The organism is Pseudomonas sp. S09G 359, from assembly GCF_002843605.1.
Classification (GTDB): Bacteria; Pseudomonadota; Gammaproteobacteria; order Pseudomonadales; family Pseudomonadaceae; genus Aquipseudomonas.
Genome location: NZ_CP025263.1, coordinates 2,044,135 through 2,061,591 on the forward strand (window position 1 = coordinate 2,044,135; position 17,457 = coordinate 2,061,591).

General features: G+C 61.5%; 14 protein-coding genes, 6 tRNA genes and 1 pseudogene. 14 read left to right on the forward strand and 7 right to left on the reverse strand.

The annotated features are described in order from the left end of the window. Positions 1 to 62: 62 nt before the first annotated feature. Positions 63 to 881, forward strand: coding sequence for a DUF4892 domain-containing protein (locus CXQ82_RS09355; protein ID WP_101268174.1), 819 nt, complete (start codon positions 63 to 65; stop codon positions 879 to 881). A gap of 72 nt (positions 882 to 953) precedes the next feature. Further along, positions 954 to 2,012, forward strand: a complete 1,059-nt coding sequence (locus tag CXQ82_RS09360; RefSeq protein ID WP_101268176.1) for an AI-2E family transporter — start codon at positions 954 to 956, stop codon at positions 2,010 to 2,012. A 48-nt stretch (positions 2,013 to 2,060) separates the two neighbouring features. Here the strand turns inward: CXQ82_RS09360 and CXQ82_RS09365 are convergent, their stop codons facing one another. Together CXQ82_RS09365 and CXQ82_RS09370 are read right to left on the reverse strand one after the other, a co-directional pair. Next, entirely contained in the window at positions 2,061 to 3,095 is a 1,035-nt protein-coding gene (locus tag CXQ82_RS09365; protein ID WP_101268178.1) for a HAMP domain-containing sensor histidine kinase, read from the reverse strand. Next, positions 3,095 to 3,859, reverse strand: a complete 765-nt coding sequence (locus CXQ82_RS09370) for a response regulator (protein ID WP_101273753.1) — start codon at positions 3,857 to 3,859, stop codon at positions 3,095 to 3,097. Before CXQ82_RS09370 ends, CXQ82_RS09365 begins: the two co-directional genes overlap by 1 nt. A gap of 259 nt (positions 3,860 to 4,118) precedes the next feature. Between CXQ82_RS09370 and pyrF the strand changes: the two genes are divergently transcribed. Next, positions 4,119 to 4,817, forward strand: coding sequence for an orotidine-5'-phosphate decarboxylase (pyrF, locus tag CXQ82_RS09375; protein ID WP_017734306.1), 699 nt, complete (start codon positions 4,119 to 4,121; stop codon positions 4,815 to 4,817). 162 nt (positions 4,818 to 4,979) lie between these two features. Here the strand turns inward: pyrF and CXQ82_RS09380 are convergent, their stop codons facing one another. Next, positions 4,980 to 5,987, reverse strand: a complete 1,008-nt coding sequence (locus tag CXQ82_RS09380; protein ID WP_065901479.1) for an NADP-dependent oxidoreductase — start codon at positions 5,985 to 5,987, stop codon at positions 4,980 to 4,982. A gap of 227 nt (positions 5,988 to 6,214) precedes the next feature. Between CXQ82_RS09380 and CXQ82_RS09385 the strand changes: the two genes are divergently transcribed. The 4 genes and pseudogenes from CXQ82_RS09385 (at position 6,215) to CXQ82_RS31850 (ending at position 10,674) form a co-directional block, all read left to right on the forward strand. After that, positions 6,215 to 6,976, forward strand: coding sequence for an SDR family oxidoreductase (locus tag CXQ82_RS09385; RefSeq protein WP_101268180.1), 762 nt, complete (start codon positions 6,215 to 6,217; stop codon positions 6,974 to 6,976). Between the two features lie 202 nt (positions 6,977 to 7,178). After that, the gene (locus CXQ82_RS09390) at positions 7,179 to 8,591 is read left to right on the forward strand and encodes a PLP-dependent aminotransferase family protein (RefSeq protein WP_101268182.1); all 1,413 of its coding nucleotides are present in this window, start codon (positions 7,179 to 7,181) and stop codon (positions 8,589 to 8,591) included. A 997-nt stretch (positions 8,592 to 9,588) separates the two neighbouring features. After that, positions 9,589 to 9,816 (forward strand): annotated as a pseudogene (locus CXQ82_RS31845) (HAMP domain-containing protein); the annotation flags it as partial. A gap of 15 nt (positions 9,817 to 9,831) precedes the next feature. After that, positions 9,832 to 10,674, forward strand: a complete 843-nt coding sequence (locus tag CXQ82_RS31850; RefSeq protein ID WP_371917353.1) for a methyl-accepting chemotaxis protein — start codon at positions 9,832 to 9,834, stop codon at positions 10,672 to 10,674. A 33-nt stretch (positions 10,675 to 10,707) separates the two neighbouring features. Here the strand turns inward: CXQ82_RS31850 and CXQ82_RS09400 are convergent, their stop codons facing one another. Together CXQ82_RS09400 and CXQ82_RS09405 are read right to left on the reverse strand one after the other, a co-directional pair. Beyond that, on the reverse strand, positions 10,708 to 11,520 hold the full coding sequence (locus tag CXQ82_RS09400; RefSeq protein ID WP_101268187.1) for an alpha/beta fold hydrolase: 813 nt from the start codon (positions 11,518 to 11,520) through the stop codon (positions 10,708 to 10,710). 118 nt (positions 11,521 to 11,638) lie between these two features. Next, positions 11,639 to 12,409 (reverse strand): hypothetical protein, encoded by a 771-nt coding sequence (locus CXQ82_RS09405; protein ID WP_101268189.1) that lies wholly within the window; start codon positions 12,407 to 12,409, stop codon positions 11,639 to 11,641. A gap of 358 nt (positions 12,410 to 12,767) precedes the next feature. Here CXQ82_RS09405 and CXQ82_RS09410 point away from each other — a divergent pair. The 7 genes from CXQ82_RS09410 to gltS all read left to right on the forward strand — a co-directional run bounded on the left by CXQ82_RS09410 (position 12,768) and on the right by gltS (position 14,854). Next, a tRNA-Glu gene (locus tag CXQ82_RS09410) sits at positions 12,768 to 12,843 on the forward strand. A 4-nt stretch (positions 12,844 to 12,847) separates the two neighbouring features. After that, a tRNA-Gly gene (locus CXQ82_RS09415) sits at positions 12,848 to 12,923 on the forward strand. Between the two features lie 104 nt (positions 12,924 to 13,027). Further along, positions 13,028 to 13,103, forward strand: a tRNA-Glu gene (locus CXQ82_RS09420). A 3-nt stretch (positions 13,104 to 13,106) separates the two neighbouring features. Continuing rightward, a tRNA-Gly gene (locus CXQ82_RS09425) sits at positions 13,107 to 13,182 on the forward strand. A gap of 104 nt (positions 13,183 to 13,286) precedes the next feature. Next, positions 13,287 to 13,362: transfer RNA gene (locus tag CXQ82_RS09430), tRNA-Glu, on the forward strand. 3 nt (positions 13,363 to 13,365) lie between these two features. Then, positions 13,366 to 13,441 (forward strand) — tRNA-Gly (locus tag CXQ82_RS09435). A 201-nt stretch (positions 13,442 to 13,642) separates the two neighbouring features. Further along, entirely contained in the window at positions 13,643 to 14,854 is a 1,212-nt protein-coding gene (gltS, locus tag CXQ82_RS09440) for a sodium/glutamate symporter (protein ID WP_101268191.1), read from the forward strand. 39 nt (positions 14,855 to 14,893) lie between these two features. On the opposite strand, the gene CXQ82_RS09445 is transcribed toward gltS, so the two are convergent. Beyond that, entirely contained in the window at positions 14,894 to 16,633 is a 1,740-nt protein-coding gene (locus CXQ82_RS09445; protein ID WP_101268193.1) for a dipeptidase, read from the reverse strand. Positions 16,634 to 16,770: 137 nt separating this feature from the next. Further along, positions 16,771 to 17,397, reverse strand: coding sequence for a hypothetical protein (locus CXQ82_RS09450; protein ID WP_101268195.1), 627 nt, complete (start codon positions 17,395 to 17,397; stop codon positions 16,771 to 16,773). Positions 17,398 to 17,457 lie beyond the last annotated feature (60 nt).

The following is a 17,457-nucleotide window of genomic DNA, read 5'->3' on the forward strand; positions in this document are numbered from 1 at the left end:
GAGTCAACCATGAACAAACTCAACACCGCTGCGACCTCCGATGGCCAGGGCGCGTTGATCTTATGAGCGTGCGTAAAGGATGTATCCGTATCCTCGGGCTGAGCCTGCTCAGCCCATTGGTGTTTGCCGCCGACGTACCGGGTAGCCAGGACCTGCCCGCCGTGGCCCGTCAGGTCGACGCGCAAATCGTCGATTACCGCCCCGCCGAAGAAAAGGAACGCATCTACCCCATGGGCGCGATCCGCAAGATCAGCGGCCAACTGCGTTACGAAGGCCAGGCCACCGCCCGTGGGCAAACCACGGCGATCACTTATGAGCTGCCCGCCGAACACACCTCCAGTGCCGCGTTCACCGCGACGCGCGAAGCGTTACAGGCCCAGGGCGCACAACTGCTGTTCTGGTGCCAGGCCCGCGACTGCGGCGAAAGCAGCCTGTGGGCCAATGAAGTGTTCGGCAACGCCAAGCTGGTGGGCGCCGACGGCCAGCAGGAATACCTGCTGTTGCGCCTGGCCGCGCCGCAGGACAACTCCCTGGTGGCGCTGTACGGCATCACCCGGGGTAACCGCCGCGCTTACCTGCATGTGGAACAGCTGGACGCCAACGCGCCCCTGGGCAACCTGCTGCCCACCTCGGCCACCCTGTTGCGCGAGCTGAAAAGCACCGGCGAGCTGGACTTTCCGGCGCTCGGCGGCGAGCCTGACGACACCTGGCTGACCCTGATTTCCCGTGGGTTGAACCTCGACGCCACGTTGCGCGTCAGCTTGACCGGCCCGACGGCCGAGGCCTGGCGCCTGGCCTTGATCGACAAGGGCGTACGCGCCGCGCGCATGGAAACCGGCACCGCTGAAACCAAAGGCCTGCACCTGCATCTGATACGCTGACCGTTACCAGGCGAACGGACCCGTGCCGTTCGCCTAAGCTCTCTTCCTACAGCCTTCTTCTCGAGATACCCCATGCTCAATAACGATCGCCTGCTGGTGCAAATCCTGCTGTTGGTGCTGTTCGGTGCCAGCTTCTGGGTGATGGCGCCGTTCTGGTCGGCGCTGTTCTGGGGCGCGGTGCTGGCCTTTGCCAGTTGGCCGTTGATGCGTTTGCTCACGCGCGCGCTGGGCGGCCGCGAATCCCTGGCCGCCGGCATCCTCACCTTAGGCTGGATGTTGCTGGTGGCGGTGCCGCTGGTGTGGCTGGGGTTCAACCTGGCTGACCATGTGCGTGATGCCACGGCGCTGATCAAGGATATCCAGGTCGACGGCTTGCCGGAGGCGCCCACCTGGCTGGGCTCGATTCCGTTTGCCGGCGAGCGGCTGGTGGCGATGTGGAACAGTATCGATCAACAGGGCGCGGCGCTGATGGTCAGCATCAAGCCGTACCTGGGGCAGGTGGGCAATTGGTTGCTGGCGCGCAGTGCGCAGATCGGCGGCGGTATCCTCGAGCTGACCCTGAGCCTGGTGTTCGTGTTCTTTTTCTATCGTGACGGACCGCGTTTGGCGATGTTCGTGCACCGTCTGTTGGAGCGTTTGATCGGCGACCGGGCCGGTTACTACATCGAGCTGGTGGCCGGCACCGTGCAGCGAGTGGTCAACGGCGTGATCGGCACCGCCGCCGCCCAGGCCGTGCTGGCGCTGATCGGCTTCTGGATCGCTGGCGTGCCGGGCGCGTTGGTGCTGGGCATCGTCACCTTCCTGCTCAGCCTGATCCCCATGGGCCCGCCGCTGGTGTGGATCCCGGCCACGGCCTGGCTGGCCTGGAAGGGTGACTACACCTATGCGGTATTCCTCGGGGTGTGGGGCACGTTCATCATCAGTGGCGTGGACAACGTGCTCAAGCCGTACCTGATCAGCCGTGGCGGCAACCTGCCGCTGGTGATCGTGCTGCTGGGGGTGTTCGGCGGGCTGATCGCCTTTGGCTTTATCGGCCTGTTTATCGGCCCGACCTTGCTGGCGGTGGCGTACAGCCTGTTGATGGACTGGAGCGCGACCCAGGCCCAGCGTCGCGAAGACAAACCGCTATAACTGCCAGGTGGAAGCTAACGTGGGAGGGCGCTACACCCCTCCCACATTTCAGGCGCGGGGCAGCCACATCACGGCGGTCAGGCCGCCGCCAGGGGTGTCTTCCAGGCTCAGGCTGCCGCCAAGGCGCTCTGCTGCTTCCTTGGAAATCGTCATGCCCAGGCCGACCCCGCCGGAGTTGCGGTTGCGTGAACCCTCCAGGCGAAAAAACGGCTCGAACACCGCCTCACGTTTATCGGCGGCAATCCCCGGGCCATGGTCGATCACACGGATGACCAGCGCCTCGCGGCTGTCCGTCAGCTCGATACGCGCCGAGCCGGCGTAGCGCAAGGCGTTGTCGATCAGGTTGTTGAGGCACGAACGCAACGCCATCGGCTGTACCTGCAACGGTGCGCTGGTGCCGGAATATTGCACGTCGGCGCCTTGGTCCTGGGCGTTTTCGCTCATGGACTCCACCAGCGCCTGCACATCCAGCCAATGCCGGGTTTCGCTGGTGCGCTGTTCGTGCAGGTAGCTCAGGGTGGCGTCGAGCATGCCGATCATGTCGTTCAGGTCCTGGCGCATCTGGCCTTGCAGCTTGCTGTCTTCGATCTGCTCCAGGCGCAGCTTGAGGCGTGACAGCGGGGTGCGCAGGTCATGGGAGACCGCGCCGAGCATGCGTGCGCGTTGGCTGACCTGCTCGCGGATGCGCCGTTGCATCAGGTTGAAGGTCGACGCCGCCTGTTTCGCCTCCAGCGGCCCGGATTCGTCGAGGGGCGGGCTGTCGAGGTCCAGGCTCAAGCGCTCGGCGGCTTCACTCAGGCGCTGGATCGGCCGGCTCAGCAACTTGGCGCCATACCAGGCGGCAATGATCAGCGAGATAAACTGGAACGTTAGGGGCACCACCGGGCCGCCAAACCACGGGCGCTTATGTTTGGGCAGATGTTTCATCGTGCCATTCGGCTGCTCGATGAACGTTTCCTCAGGCGGCGGTGGCGGTGGGCCGTAGTGGTGAAACCAGAAGAACGCCAGCCCATGGGCCAGCACAATCGCCACCAGCAACACGCCGAACAGCCGACCAAACAGCGTGTTGAAGGGGGCGCGCATCAGCCGATATCCCGGGCGTCGAACAGGTAGCCTTCGCCGCGCACGGTCTTGATCAGCTGCGGCGCCTTGGGGTCATCCCCGAGTTTCTGGCGCAGGCGCGAGACCAGCAAGTCGATGCTGCGATCAAAGGCTTCAATCGAGCGACCGCGGGCGGCGTCGAGCAATTGCTCGCGGCTCAGCACCCGGCGCGGGCGTTCGATAAACACCCACAGCAGGCGAAATTCCGCGTTGGACAGCGGCACCACCAGCCCATCATCCGCCACCAGTTGGCGCAAGACGCTGTTGAGCCGCCAGTTGTCGAAGCGGATATTGGCGCGCTGTTCGGTGCGGTCATCACGCACGCGACGCAGGATGGTCTGGATGCGCGCCACCAGCTCGCGGGGTTCGAACGGCTTGGACATATAGTCGTCGGCCCCAAGCTCCAGGCCGATGATGCGGTCGGTGGGCTCGCAGCGGGCGGTGAGCATCAGGATCGGGATGTCCGATTCCGCACGCAACCAGCGGCACAGCGACAGGCCGTCTTCGCCCGGCAGCATCAGGTCGAGCACCACCACGTCAAAGGTTTCGGCTTGCATGGCCAGGCGCATCGCGGCGCCGTCGGTGACGCCGGTGGCGAGAATATTGAAGCGCGCCAGGTAGTCAATCAGCAGTTCGCGGATCGGTACATCGTCGTCGACAATCAGCGCGCGGGTGTTCCAACGCTTGTCTTCGGCGATCACCGCGGCTTTTTGCTCGTCGTTCACAGGGACGGAAGGGGTATGCATAGTGCGATCATCTGCCTGGTTGTTGCGGTCAGCATAGGCGCCCAGCCCCATGGCTGGAAGTGCTGGTCGGTGGGTCGTGCGGGCGAGTCTGGCGGTGGGGCGTGTTGTGGGCATGTCGTGAATGTATCAGTTTTGAAATAATTGCCCGAAACCCTCGCCAAATGGCGCTTGGTCAGTATTTACCGATCATCGGATCCCGCAACGGCGCCGCTTGCGCTACAATCCGCGCCGATTTCGACTTGCCTGAGAGCCCATTCCAATGTCCGTCTGCCAGACTCCTATCATCGTCGCCCTGGATTACCCCACTCGTGACGCCGCACTGAAGCTGGCTGACCAGTTGGACCCGAAGCTTTGCCGGGTCAAGGTCGGCAAGGAATTGTTCACCAGCTGTGCCGCAGAAATCGTCGGCACCCTGCGTGACAAAGGCTTCGAGGTGTTCCTCGACCTGAAATTCCACGACATCCCCAACACCACCGCGATGGCGGTGAAGGCCGCCGCCGAAATGGGCGTATGGATGGTCAACGTGCACTGCTCCGGCGGCCTGCGCATGATGACCGCGTGCCGCGAAGTGCTGGAACAGCGCAGCGGCCCCAAACCGTTGCTGATCGGCGTGACCGTACTCACCAGCATGGAGCGCGAAGACCTGGCCGGCATCGGCCTGGACATCGAGCCACAGGAGCAGGTATTGCGCCTCGCGGCCCTGGCGCAGAAAGCCGGCCTCGACGGCCTGGTGTGCTCGGCACTGGAAGCCCAGGCCCTGAAGACCGCCCACCCGTCGCTGCAGCTGGTGACCCCGGGGATTCGTCCGGCCGGCAGCGCCCAGGACGACCAGCGCCGCATCCTGACCCCGCGCCAGGCCCTGGACGCGGGTTCCGACTACCTGGTAATCGGTCGCCCGATCAGCCAGGCAGCCGACCCGGCGAAGGCACTGGCGGCGGTGGTAGCCGAGATCGCCTGATTCCTGAGGCGAACGCAATAAAAAATGTGGGAGGGGGCTTGCTCCCGATAGCGGTGTGACAGTCGAAATCTTTATTGACTGAACCACCGCCATCGGGAGCAAGTCGAATCGTCGCACCGCCCCTCCCACATTGACATCACCCACAGATAGATCCTGGGTGTATCAGCTGACCTTAAGCACCAACTTCCCAAAATTCTCGCCGTTGAACAGCTTCATCAGCGTTTCCGGGAATGTCTCCAGCCCCTCGACGATATCTTCCTTGCTCTTGAGCTTGCCCTGCGCCATCCAGCCGCCCATTTCCTGGCCGGCGGCGGCAAAGTTCGCGGCGTGGTCCATCACCACAAAGCCTTCCATGCGCGCGCGGTTGACCAGCAATGACAGATAGTTGGCCGGGCCTTTCACTGCTTCCTTGTTGTTGTACTGGCTGATGGCGCCGCAAATCACCACGCGGGCTTTCAGCGCCAGGCGGCTGAGCACGGCGTCGAGAATGTCACCGCCGACGTTATCGAAATACACGTCCACCCCCTTGGGGCACTCGCGCTTGAGGGCGGCGGGCACGTCTTCGCTCTTGTAGTCGATGGCCGCGTCGAAGCCCAGCTCATCCACCAGGAATTTGCACTTGTCGGCGCCGCCGGCAATGCCCACCACGCGGCAGCCTTTGATCTTGGCGATCTGCCCGGCAATGCTGCCCACGGCGCCCGCTGCGCCGGAGATCACTACGGTTTCGCCGGCTTTGGGGGCACCCGTGTCCAGCAGCGCGAAGTAGGCGGTCATGCCGGTCATGCCCAGGGCCGACAGGTAGCGCGGTAGCGGCGCCAACGTGGGGTCGACCTTATAGAAGCCGCGCGGCTCACCGAGGAAATAATCCTGCACGCCCAGCGCGCCATTCACGTAATCCCCCACCGCGAATTTTGGGTTGTTCGAGGCAATAACCTTTCCCACACCCAGTGCACGCATGACTTCGCCGATACCTACCGGCGGGATGTAGGACTTGCCCTCATTCATCCAGCCACGCATGGCCGGGTCAAGGGACAGGTATTCGTTGCGCACCAGCACTTGCCCGTCCTGGGGTGTGCCCACCGGCACCTCCTGGTAGGTGAAGGTGTCCCGGGTGGCCGCGCCGACCGGGCGCTTGGCGAGCAGGAATTGGCGGTTGGTCTGGGCGGTCATGGCAGCGACTCTTTTAGAAATGAACCTCAAGTGATAGACCCTGAATGACTTGGGAGCAAGGCTCACCGGGGGCGCGAATGCTCCTCGATAGGTGTTGCTGATAGTCAGCCGGTGGCCGTTATCACTGCGATCCATGCAGCGCTAACCGGCCTTTTGATAGTGCTGACGCGCTCCCGTCGGCGTTGGCTAGACTCGAGCCACGGTTATTTTCCCCATAGGACCCCCCCATGAGCATGACGTTTTCCGGCCAGGTCGCCCTGGTAACCGGCGCCGCCGCCGGTATTGGCCGCGCCACCGCGCTGGCGTTCGCCGCCGAAGGCTTGAAAGTCGTGGTTGCCGACCTGGATGTGGCGGGCGGCGAGGGCACCGCCGCGCTTATCCAGCAGGCTGGCGGTGAGGCACTGTTTGTGCGCTGCAACGTCACCCTGGAGGCGGATGTGCAGCAACTGATGGCGCAGACCCTTGCTGCTTATGGGCGCTTGGACTATGCCTTCAACAATGCCGGGATCGAGATCGAGAAGGGCAAGCTGGCGGATGGCAGCCTGGACGAGTTCGACGCCATCATGGGCGTCAACGTCAAGGGCGTGTGGCTGTGCATGAAGCACCAGTTGCCGCTGCTGCTGGCTCAGGGCGGTGGGGCTATCGTCAATACCGCCTCGGTGGCCGGTCTGGGCGCGGCGCCGAAAATGAGCATTTACGCTGCCTCCAAGCACGCGGTGATCGGCCTGACCAAATCGGCAGCCATCGAGTACGCGAAGAAGAAAATCCGTGTCAACGCGGTGTGCCCGGCGGTGATTGATACCGATATGTTCCGGCGTGCCTATGAGGCTGACCCGCGCAAAGCCGAATTCGCCGCCGCGATGCACCCGGTCGGGCGTATTGGCAAGGTCGAGGAAATCGCCAGCGCAGTGCTGTACCTGTGCTGCGATGGCGCCGCGTTCACCACCGGTCAGGCATTGGCAGTGGATGGTGGAGCAACGGCGATCTAGGACTGCGCGTGGTACCTCATTCGAAAAGGGTTTGGGGTGTGTGGGGCATTTCCACAGCTGGCGAAGTGCCTTGCCTGAATGTGTATCACTAGGTAAATAATTCAATTAAATCAATAATTTAATAAATTTTCGCAACTGGCTGCCACGGGCTTCTGTGCTTAACTCATCGGGTTGAATAACAGACAGTTGAAGTGAGTGGCTCATGGATTTAGGGATCGATCGACAAGCCCTTGTACCGGTTGTGCAGCAAATCGTCAGCGCCGTGGCCGAGTGGATTCGCAAGGACGGGGTGAGCCCGGGGACGCGCTTGCCGTCCATCCGGCAATTTGCGCTCGATAACCTGCTTAGCCAGTCCAGCGTAATCGAGGCATTTGAGCGGATGGTTGCCCAGGGCTTGCTGGCTCCCAGGCAGGGCGCCGGTTTTGTAGTGGCCCAGCCGCCAGCCTTGCACGAAGGCTACTGGTATGAGGGCGCTGAGCGGGAATGGGGGGTGTTTGCCGATAACCCCTTGGGCGAGCTGAAGCTGGGGTGTGGCTGGTTGCCGGATGCCTGGCGCGAAAGCGATGACATCAGCTACGCGATTCGTGAAGTCGCGCGTACCGACACGGCAGGCCTGTTCAACTACAGCACCCCACTGGGGTTGCCCGCGTTGCGCGAGCTGTTGCTCAAGCGCCTGACCCAGGCGCATATCGTCACCAGCCTTGATCGTATCCTCACGACCGCAGGCGCCAGCCATGCCCAGGACCTGCTCATACGCACGTTGCTCAGGGCCGGCGACTGCGTGGTGGTGGAAACCCCGGGCTATGGCAACCTCTACCGGCAATTGGCGTTTCACGGCGTGCAGTTGCTGGAGGTGCCACGCACCCGGGGTGGCCCGGATATCCCGGCACTGGAAACCCTGTTGCAGTGCCACCGCCCCAAGTGCCTGTTCATCCACAGCCTGTACCACAACCCGACAGGCAGTAGCGTGTGCCGCGAAGTGGCTGAGCGCTTGGTGGAGTTGGCGGATAGCAAGGACTTCCTGATTATCGAGGAAGATGTCTACGGCGATCTGCAGCACGCCAGTTGCACCCGGCTCGCGGCGTTGCCCCATGGTGACCGGGTGATCTACGTGTCGAGCTTTTCCAAGAGCCTGAGCAGCGCCTTGAGGGTCGGCTACCTCAGCGCGAGTGCGGCGGTCATTGAGCAACTGGCCAACCTCAAGACCCTGACCGGCTTTGGTACCTCGCGGTTTGCCGAAACAGTGGTTGCCACGCTGCTGGCCAACGGCACCTACCGCAAGTGGGTGCAGCGCCTGCGCAAGCGGCTGAGTAAGCAAATGCTCGACACCTTGCAGGTGCTGGAGGACGAAGAATGGGAGGTCTTCACTGTACCGGCGGGCGGTATGTTCCTGTGGGCGCGGCCAGGGGTGGGCGATCGTTCCCGGCTGCAGGTGTGTGCCCGGCGGCTGGGGGTCTTGTTGTCGCCGGGGGCATTGTTCACGCCGAGCGGCGAGCCCAGTGAGTGGCTGCGCATCAACGTGGCTTATGCGGCAGACCAACGGGCCTTGGCGTTGTTCCGCGCGATGGGGCCTGCCAGATCGACCTCTACCATTCTGAAAACGACGGGGGCGTAGCTTTTTGCCATTATCCCGGCGCCAACGTCTTGTGTTCAGTGCCTTGGGGTTGCCAATCTCGCTTCTGGTCAACCGGGCTTGATGGCATCTGCCATTGCAAGAGGATGCAAGTGCAATGATTTCAGGCGTGCAACGACGTTTCGCCAACCTGGGTATGGCGAAAAAACTGGGCTTGGGCTTCACCCTGGTGCTGCTGCTGACTGCGTTGGTGGCGGCAATTGGCGTGTGGTCCCTGCAAACCTTTGGGCAGCGCGTCGAAGGCCTCAAGGTCATGTCGTCGCTCAACAGCGGCTTGCTCAAGGTGCGCCTTATCGAACAGGACTACGCGCTGCACGCCGACCCCAAGGCGGTCGACGCCCTGCATGAAAGCGTCGATGCCCTGGCCGCGCTGGCGCAGACCCTCAAGGCCCAATCGGCCGCCAATGTACCGGTGATGACCGATGTCGAGCAGGCGCTGGCGGCTTATCGCAAGGCCTTCGACGAGTTTGTCGAGCTGACCCAGACCAAGGACCTGGCCTTGGAGATGGCCAGTTGGTCGGTGTCCAGCGTGGCCAATAACCTCGACGTGTTGCAGGCCGGCCTGGCCGACGATGGTGCTTATGGCCTCAAGGAAAGCCAGGGCAAGGAGGGCGCCGAGTTTATCGAGCAGGCAGGGCAGGTCAGCCAGGTTTCGCGCCTGATGCTGCAAGCCATGAACGAAGCCCATGTGCGCCTGGACCAGAGCCGCAAGGTGGATGCCGACGACGCCGAGCAAGGCAAGATCGAGCAGGCGGACCAGGCCTTGGCGCAAGTCGAGACACTGAAAACCTCAGTCAAGGATTCCGGCTACCAGACCGTACTGAATGAAGTCTCGGGGCATATCGCCGCGTTCAGCGAGAAGCTCGGCGAGTACACCGGACTGTTGGCGCAGGAAAAGGTGGTCTACAAGCAGTTGCATGACCGCGCCGAGCAGGTGGTCAGCCGCGTCAACCAAGCCTATGCAGCCGAAGACCAGTCGATGCAGGCGCAACTGAAGAAAAGCGCACTACTGATTATCGGCTCGTCGGCCCTGGCCCTGTTGGTGGGGCTGATTGCGGCGTGGGTGATTACCCGCTTGATCGTCGCGCCGCTGCGCAGTGTGATCGCCGTGGCCCAGCAGATTGCCGCCGGCGATTTGAGTGGGCGCATGGAGATTAGCCGCCGCGACGAGATCGGCCAGCTGATGCAGGCGATGCAACAGATGGGCGATGGCTTGAGCCATATGGTCAGCGGGTTGCAGGCAGGTATCGAGCAATTGGCCAGTTCGGCGTATACGCTGTCCAGCGTCACCGAGCAGACCAATATCGAGGTCAGCAGCCAGAAGGAAGAAACCGAGCAAGTGGCCACGGCCATGAACCAGATGACCGCCACTGTCCATGACGTGGCGCGCAATGCCGAAGAGGCCGCGCAAGCTGCGCAGACCGCGGACGACAAGGTTGAAAGCGGCCAGCAGGTGGTGCGCCAGAGTTTGCAGCGCATCGAGCTGCTCGCCACCTCAAGCACCACGGCCAGCGCCAGCATCGAAAGCCTGAGCGCCGAAATCCAGCATATCGGCACGGTATTGAGTGTGATCAAAAGCGTCGCCGAACAGACCAACCTGCTGGCTCTCAACGCCGCCATCGAGGCGGCGCGTGCGGGCGAGCAGGGCCGTGGGTTCGCCGTAGTGGCCGATGAAGTGCGGGCACTGGCCAAGCGTACCCAGCAATCTACCGAAGAAATCGAGCGCTTGGTCAGCACCTTGCGCAACGCGGCGCAGGCGTCGGTGCAGCAGATCCAGCAAAGCGGCGAGCTGGTGAAACTGGCAGTCAGCGATACCCTGGAAACCGAAAGTGCCTTGGGCAGCATCGCGGTGGCGGTGTCGTTGATCCAGCAGATGAACCAGCAGATTGCCGCCGCTGCCGAGGAGCAAAGCTCGGTGGCCGAAGAGATCAACCGCAGCGTTACCAGTATTCGCGCCAGCGCGGATCAGTCGGCCTTGAGCATGCAGGGCAATGCCGCGTCGAGTATCCAACTGGCGCGGTTAGGGGCCGAGCTTAAAGGCATGGTGGGGCACTTCCGCCTGTAATCGCCGGGCGGCGATCACAGGGCAGGGAAGGCGTCAGGCGTGGTTCGCGAGAAAGGTCAACAGCGCTTCATTGACGAAATCCGGATTCTCGCGGGCGCTGATATGGCCCGCCTCCGGGATCAGGATCAGGCTGCAACCGATCAGGTCGGCCATTTCCTCGGATTCGGCCGGCGGGCGTGGTTTGTCCTGCTCGCCGCACATCACCAGGGTGGTGTCGGCGTCCAGGCGCGGCAATTGCTGCAGCACATCCTCACGACTGAAAATCAACCGGCCCAGGGGCACGATACTGCTCAACAGGCGGTCGCGGGAAAAGTCCTGCAGCGATTGGCGAAAGCCCAGGTAGAGCGCGGACTCGCGGTCGATGCCCGGGCGGAAGAAGATCGGTGCGATTACATCCAGCAACGGCTCAGGGATGGCGCCAGCGTCTTCGATCATCTTGAACAACGAGAAATAATACTGGCGCGTCGCCTCGGGCTCGGCGCCCAGGTAGGTGTCCATCAGCACCAGGCTGTTGATTCGCTCGGGTGCCAGCAACGCCAGGCGCGCGCCCCACATGCCGCCTACCGACAAGCCCACCAGGTTGATCTGCGCGATGTCCAGGTGGTCCAGCAGGGCCAGGGTCTGGCGTGCGAGGTCGTCGAGGGCGCTGGTGCGCGCGGGCAGCGGGCCCGATTCACCATGGCCCCACAGCTCAGGCACGATCACGCGGTATTGTTGCGACAGGGCTTCGATCTGGGGCGCCCACATTTCCTCGCCCCACAAGTAACTCGAGCCCAGCAGGACGACGGGGCCACTGCCCTGGTCGACGTAGTGCAGCGGTTGTCCATCAATGACGGCGACAGGCATAGCAGGCCTCTGACTTCACGGAGTGAGGGACACTTTTTTACGCTAGTCGTGGGGCGGGGGATAGGTGCAAAGTGATGGCACCTGGCGAACAGGGTTCGCCAGGCAAGAGAGAGGCTGATCAGTCGTAGATGACTTTCTTTTTCCACTCGGCGTCGGCATCGACCGCTTTCAAGCCTTCGGTCAGTTCGTTGGCCTCGGTTTCGGTCTGCTTGCTGTTGGCCAGCACGGTGGAGTTGGCGCGGGCCAGTTGACCCTCGAGCAACTGCAGTTGGGCGCTGTAGAGCACCGGCTCCGGCTGTTTGCGCAGGTACTGCACACCCCGTTCGAAGGCTAGGCGCGCCTGGCCCGGTTGGCCTTGTTGCAGGGCATGCTGGCCGAGGTTGTTGAAGAACTCGATGTGCAGCAGCACCAGGATATGGCGGATTTCCTTGATCCAGTGCTTGGCCTCGTTGGCCGGCAGGAAACCGTCCTGGGCGGCACGGGTGACCTGGCCGTGCAGGGCTTCGAGCAGGAAGCGCACGTCCTTGGCCTTGGCTTCGGTCTGGATCGGGGCAGGCGGGTTGCTCACCGGGATCGACTCGCCCTGGGCCACCAGCGCGTTCAGCTCGGTGATGCGGGCTTTAAGCGGTGCACTGGTCTTGTTGAGGTTCAACAGGCGCTGGTTGACGTTGAGTTCCAGGCGGGTCAGCAACAGTTTGAGCGCCGGGGTCATCAATTGGCCGGGGAAGGTTTCGGTGATTTCACCGCAACGGCGCAGGCGATCATTGAGCTCGATCTCGGTGCGCTTCTTTTCCAGCTTGTTGTTTTCCACCACGTGGTTCATGTAGCCAATGGCGATCAGTATTACGATCCCGGCTATTACCAGCAGGGTGATCATGAGTGGTGTCACCGGTGTGACCTCTTTATAGGGTTTACAGTGGAGTGTAGTGACTGGGCCATCTGGCGGATAGGACTGATCGACCAGTTGCTCAGGTAGTTTCTTCTATATAAGTAGGCGATCCCTGCATAGATGCACATTGCCATCATTTGCTGGGGCGAACTATAGCGTCTTGTCGCGCGCCAGAATATAGGCGCCAAAGCCCGGACAGGTAGAATCCGCCCGCAGGCCCGCAAAGCAGGTCGAAGTCATTGATTTTAATATATTTATCCTTGGGGGTTGACGACCTTTCAATCCATCCATAGAATGCGCGCCACTTAACGCGTAAAGCACACAGCGAAACGCGGCGAGTAGTGAATGTTGTACGTGTGTCCCCTTCGTCTAGTGGCCTAGGACACCGCCCTTTCACGGCGGTAACAGGGGTTCGAGTCCCCTAGGGGACGCCAATATGCGGGAATAGCTCAGTTGGTAGAGCACGACCTTGCCAAGGTCGGGGTCGCGAGTTCGAGTCTCGTTTCCCGCTCCAAGTTTAAGCAGTGTGGCCCTCGGGCGGCACTGAGTGAAACCAGGGCATGATCTTCGGATTTAACCTCTGGACACTGAAATACACACCATGTGTTTCAGTTGTGTGTCCCCTTCGTCTAGTGGCCTAGGACACCGCCCTTTCACGGCGGTAACAGGGGTTCGAGTCCCCTAGGGGACGCCATTTGCGGGAATAGCTCAGTTGGTAGAGCACGACCTTGCCAAGGTCGGGGTCGCGAGTTCGAGTCTCGTTTCCCGCTCCAAATTTAAGCGGTGTTGCCCTCGTGCGACACTGAGTGAAACCAGGGCATGATCTTCGGATCTAACCTCTGGACACTGAAGCACACACCATGTGTTTCAGTTGTGTGTCCCCTTCGTCTAGTGGCCTAGGACACCGCCCTTTCACGGCGGTAACAGGGGTTCGAGTCCCCTAGGGGACGCCATTTGCGGGAATAGCTCAGTTGGTAGAGCACGACCTTGCCAAGGTCGGGGTCGCGAGTTCGAGTCTCGTTTCCCGCTCCATATTTAACGAAAACGCCGATCAGCAATGATCGGCGTTTTTGTTTGTGCGGCTTTTTTATCCTGCGAAACCACCGCGCTTGTAGGACTTTTTGTGAAGGTTGCAGGAAAAGGCTGTAAGTATTGTCAGCTTAGTGCTTACCCGTCCGACTCTCTCTACTCTGGCCAGCCCATTCTCCTTGCTCACTTCAGAGAACTGTCCAGATGCTTCAACTCGATTTCTATTCAACCCTGGTTGCCGCCTCATTGGTGTTGCTGCTGGGCCGCTGGCTGGTGGCCCGAATCGGCTTTTTACGCGCGTACAGTATTCCGGAGCCGGTCGCCGGTGGTTTATTGGTGGCCGCGTTGCTTTTGGCCTTGCGCATGCTGGCTGAGGTGGAAATTCGTTTCGACACTTCACTGCAAGCTCCATTGATGCTGGCATTTTTTGCCACCATTGGGCTGAATGCGGATTTTGCCAGCCTGAAGAAAGGCGGTCGGGTACTGGCGATCTTCCTGCTGGTCGTGACAGCCCTGTTGGTGGTGCAAAATGCCATGGGCATCGCCTTGGCCACGGCATTGGGGCTCGACCCGTTGATGGGCTTGTTGGCCGGCTCCGTCACCTTGTCGGGTGGGCATGGCACCGGCGCTGCCTGGGGGGCGGTGTTCAGTGAAAAATATGGCGTGGCTTCCGCTTCCGAGCTGGCTATCGCATCGGCGACGTTCGGCTTGGTGCTGGGTGGTTTGATTGGCGGCCCCGTTGCGCGGTTGCTGATCAGGCGTGTCCAGGCCCCAGGCGTTGAGCAGGCGCAACCGTGCCTGCCCAAAGGCTTCGAACGGCCTGACCAGGTGCGCATGATCACCGCGTTTTCGTTTATCGAGACGCTGGCGCTTCTTGCGATCAGCCTGCAGGTCGGCACTTTCCTGAGTGGTTTTATTCAAGGTACGGCGTTCGAACTGCCGACGTTTGTATGTGTGCTGTTCGTGGGGGTGGTGCTGCGCAATAGCTTGTCGGCACTGGGCTTGCAGCAGGTGCTGGAGCGCGAAGTGTCGCTGCTGGGCAATGTCAGCCTGTCGTTGTTCCTGGCGATTGCGCTGATGTCGCTCAAGCTCTGGGATCTGAAGGCGCTGGCCTTACCAATTGTCATCCTGCTGGTTGCGCAGGCGTTATTGATGGCCTTGTTTGCGATTTTCGTGACCTTTCGGGTGATGGGCAGCCACTACGATGCGGCGGTGCTGGCGGCGGGGCACTGTGGTTTCGGGCTGGGGGCTACACCCACGGCCATCGCCAATATGCAGGCGGTGACTCAACGCTTCGGCCCCTCGCAGATAGCCTTCCTGGTGGTGCCGATGGTGGGCGCGTTTTTCATTGATATCACCAATGCGGTGGTGATCAAGTTGTACCTGGCGCTGCCATTCCTGGGGGTTGCGGGTTGAGCCCGCCGTTGCGGCGGGCTCCTTTATCCGGGCGTTGGCTCAGAGCTTCGGCAATTGCCCGATACGGCCCATCATTTCCGTGACGATCTGCAGGTCCAGCAAGAACTGATCAACCGTCTTGAACTCATTGTCGGTGTGCCCGGTGTATTTCACTTCCGGGCGCGCCAGGCCGAATTGCACGCCGTTGGGCAGTTCATGCACCGACGTCGCGCCGGCCGAGGTGCCGAACTTGTGCTCCATGCCCAGGTTTTCGGTGGCCACGGCCAGCAGTGCCTTCACCCATTCACCTTCCGGGTTGCGGTACATCGGCTCGGCGACCGAGTAGGTGAAGTCCACCTTGACCTTGGTCTGCTTGTCCCAGGCGCTCAGCTTGTCGGCAATTTCCGCTTTGAGTTTTTCCGGCGACTTGCCCTTCGGCACACGCAGGTTCACTGCCAGCTTGAAGGCTTTGTCATCCAGGCCAACGAAAGTCAGCGAGGTGGTCAGCGGGCCCATGAAGTCATCGGCAAAACCGACGCCCAGCTTGCCGCCCAGATAATCCAGGCCCCAGTTGTCGGCGGCATACCGCGCGGCATCGGTGATGTGGTTGTGCTTGAGGGCAATCTTGCCGTCGACGCCGTGGATCAGCTCCAGCATGCGCGCCACCGGGTTGATCCCGGATTCCGGTTCGGAGGAGTGCGCCGACACCCCGGTCACTGTCAACTTGACCTCTTTGCCGACCACCTTGGCAGCTACCTCGAAATCGCCGCCATTCGCCTTGGCATACTCCGCGCCGGCTTTTTGCAGGCTGGCGGCCAGCTCTGCAGGCTTGTCGCTGACAAACGTGGCAACCGAGGCCGACGGAATCTGGTTGGTGGCCATGCCGCCGGTCATCGCGATGATTTCCGCGCCTTTGCCTTCACCCTTGCGCCGCGGGAAGGTGGCCATGACCGTGCCATAGCCTTTCTCGGCAATTACCACCGGGTAGCCGCCATCCAGCGCCAGGTTGTACTGCGGCGTCGGGTTATGTTCGAAGTAATAAGGGATCGCATCACCGGAGGTTTCTTCGGTGGTGTCCACCAGCAACTTGAAGTTGCGCGCCAGCGGCAGTTTTTCTTCCTTGATGACCTTCATGGCGTACATCGCCACCACGATGCCATTCTTGTCATCCTCGGTGCCACGCCCGTACATGCGGTCGCCGATCAGCGTGACCTTGAACGGATCGAGCTTGGTACCGTCCTTCAACACCCAGTTTTCCGGCGTCACCGGCACCACGTCGGCGTGGGCGTGAATGCCGACGACTTCATCGCCGCTGCCTTCCAGGGAAATTTCATACACGCGGTTGTCGACATTGCGGAAGTTCAGGTTGAAGTCTTTCGCCAGGGCCTGGATCTTGCCGGCGATCTTGATGAATTCCGGGTTTTTGTACTGCGGCAAGCCATCCACGTTGAAGGTCGGGATCTCCACCAGTTCGCGCAGGGTTTCGAGGGCGGCCTTGCCGTATTTCACCCGGGTGTAAATGCCCAGCAGGCGATGGATTTCATTCTGCTGGTCGGCGCTCAGGGTTTTGTTGTCGAGGAAGGCGCTGATCGCCGGGCCCACATCGGTGGTTTTACCAAGGTCACCTTTGGCCAGTGTGCCGAGGAAACCGCGGAAATCAGTGACGGACGTTTCGCTGAAACTTTTGATGATCGCCGTGCTTTGGTCGGCGCTGATGTTGGCCAGGGCAGGGCTGGTGATGGCCGAAAGGCTGGCCGCGAGCAGGGTGGCAGCCGCCAATTGCTTGAGTGGAAAGTGCATTGCTGAAGGCATTCCTTTGCAAAGAGAACGTAGGGGGATTTCTGATCAAGATGTCAGAAATATTTCCACACACTACCACTGCAAAGGTGTGCCAGGGGAGACCACGACGAGGCTTATCTAAAAACTCAATAGCACCCTCAGTCGAGGGTGTAGCGTACCGACAGTGCGCCTTTTTTCTCCGAAAGGGTCAGGATCGTCACCTGGCCCAATTCGCTCAGCGCTTGCACATGGGTGCCGCCACAGGCATAGGCTGGTAGCTCGCCAAAGCCCACTTCGCGGGTGCCGTCTTTCAGGCTCATATGGCGGGGGTAGTCAGCGCTGATCCATTGGTTGATTTGTTGTTGAATCGCCTCGGCCTCCATGGCTTGCGCGCCTTCGCCACGGACAAACGTGACCTTGCCTTCGCCTGGCCAGTGATGCGCCTTGATCGGCAGCCAGCCCAGGGTTTCGCCGACATTGCCGATCAGGTGGCCGGCGGAATGCAGGCGGGTGTGCAGGGCGCGGCGCGGTGCATCGACGCGCGCGGTGATCGGCCCTGGCGCGACCGGCTGGTTGACGTAGTGCACCACGCAATCGGCCTCTTGGGTGACTCGCAGTACCTGGCTGTCGCCGAGCCAGCCGGTGTCGAATGGCTGCCCGCCGCCCTGGGGGTGAAAGATCGTCGACTGCAGGATGACCGCGTAATGGTCGTCGTGCGGCGTGCAGCTCAGCACTTCAAGCTCGGCGGTCAGGTGGTCGTGGGTGAAAAACAGGCGCTCGGTCATTCTCTACATCCGCATCAGGGTTCTGTGGGCAGTATAAATAGTGCGTGGATGAGTGATAAT

Excerpts from the sequence above, each read along its gene's own strand:
- pyrF (WP_017734306.1), top strand. The coding sequence starts at position 4,119 with ATGTCCGTCTGCCAGACTCCTATCATCGTCGCCCTGGATTACCCCACT.
- CXQ82_RS09390 (WP_101268182.1), top strand. The coding sequence starts at position 7,179 with ATGGATTTAGGGATCGATCGACAAGCCCTTGTACCGGTTGTGCAGCAA.
- CXQ82_RS09400 (WP_101268187.1), bottom strand. The coding sequence starts at position 11,520 with ATGCCTGTCGCCGTCATTGATGGACAACCGCTGCACTACGTCGACCAG.
- CXQ82_RS09370 (WP_101273753.1), bottom strand. The coding sequence starts at position 3,859 with ATGCATACCCCTTCCGTCCCTGTGAACGACGAGCAAAAAGCCGCGGTG.
- CXQ82_RS09445 (WP_101268193.1), bottom strand. The coding sequence starts at position 16,633 with ATGCACTTTCCACTCAAGCAATTGGCGGCTGCCACCCTGCTCGCGGCC.
- CXQ82_RS09365 (WP_101268178.1), bottom strand. The coding sequence starts at position 3,095 with ATGCGCGCCCCCTTCAACACGCTGTTTGGTCGGCTGTTCGGCGTGTTG.
- CXQ82_RS31850 (WP_371917353.1), top strand. The coding sequence starts at position 9,832 with ATGGTCAGCGGGTTGCAGGCAGGTATCGAGCAATTGGCCAGTTCGGCG.
- CXQ82_RS09450 (WP_101268195.1), bottom strand. The coding sequence starts at position 17,397 with ATGACCGAGCGCCTGTTTTTCACCCACGACCACCTGACCGCCGAGCTT.
- CXQ82_RS09360 (WP_101268176.1), top strand. The coding sequence starts at position 954 with ATGCTCAATAACGATCGCCTGCTGGTGCAAATCCTGCTGTTGGTGCTG.
- CXQ82_RS09385 (WP_101268180.1), top strand. The coding sequence starts at position 6,215 with ATGAGCATGACGTTTTCCGGCCAGGTCGCCCTGGTAACCGGCGCCGCC.
- CXQ82_RS09355 (WP_101268174.1), top strand. The coding sequence starts at position 63 with ATGAGCGTGCGTAAAGGATGTATCCGTATCCTCGGGCTGAGCCTGCTC.
- gltS (WP_101268191.1), top strand. The coding sequence starts at position 13,643 with ATGCTTCAACTCGATTTCTATTCAACCCTGGTTGCCGCCTCATTGGTG.
- CXQ82_RS09380 (WP_065901479.1), bottom strand. The coding sequence starts at position 5,987 with ATGACCGCCCAGACCAACCGCCAATTCCTGCTCGCCAAGCGCCCGGTC.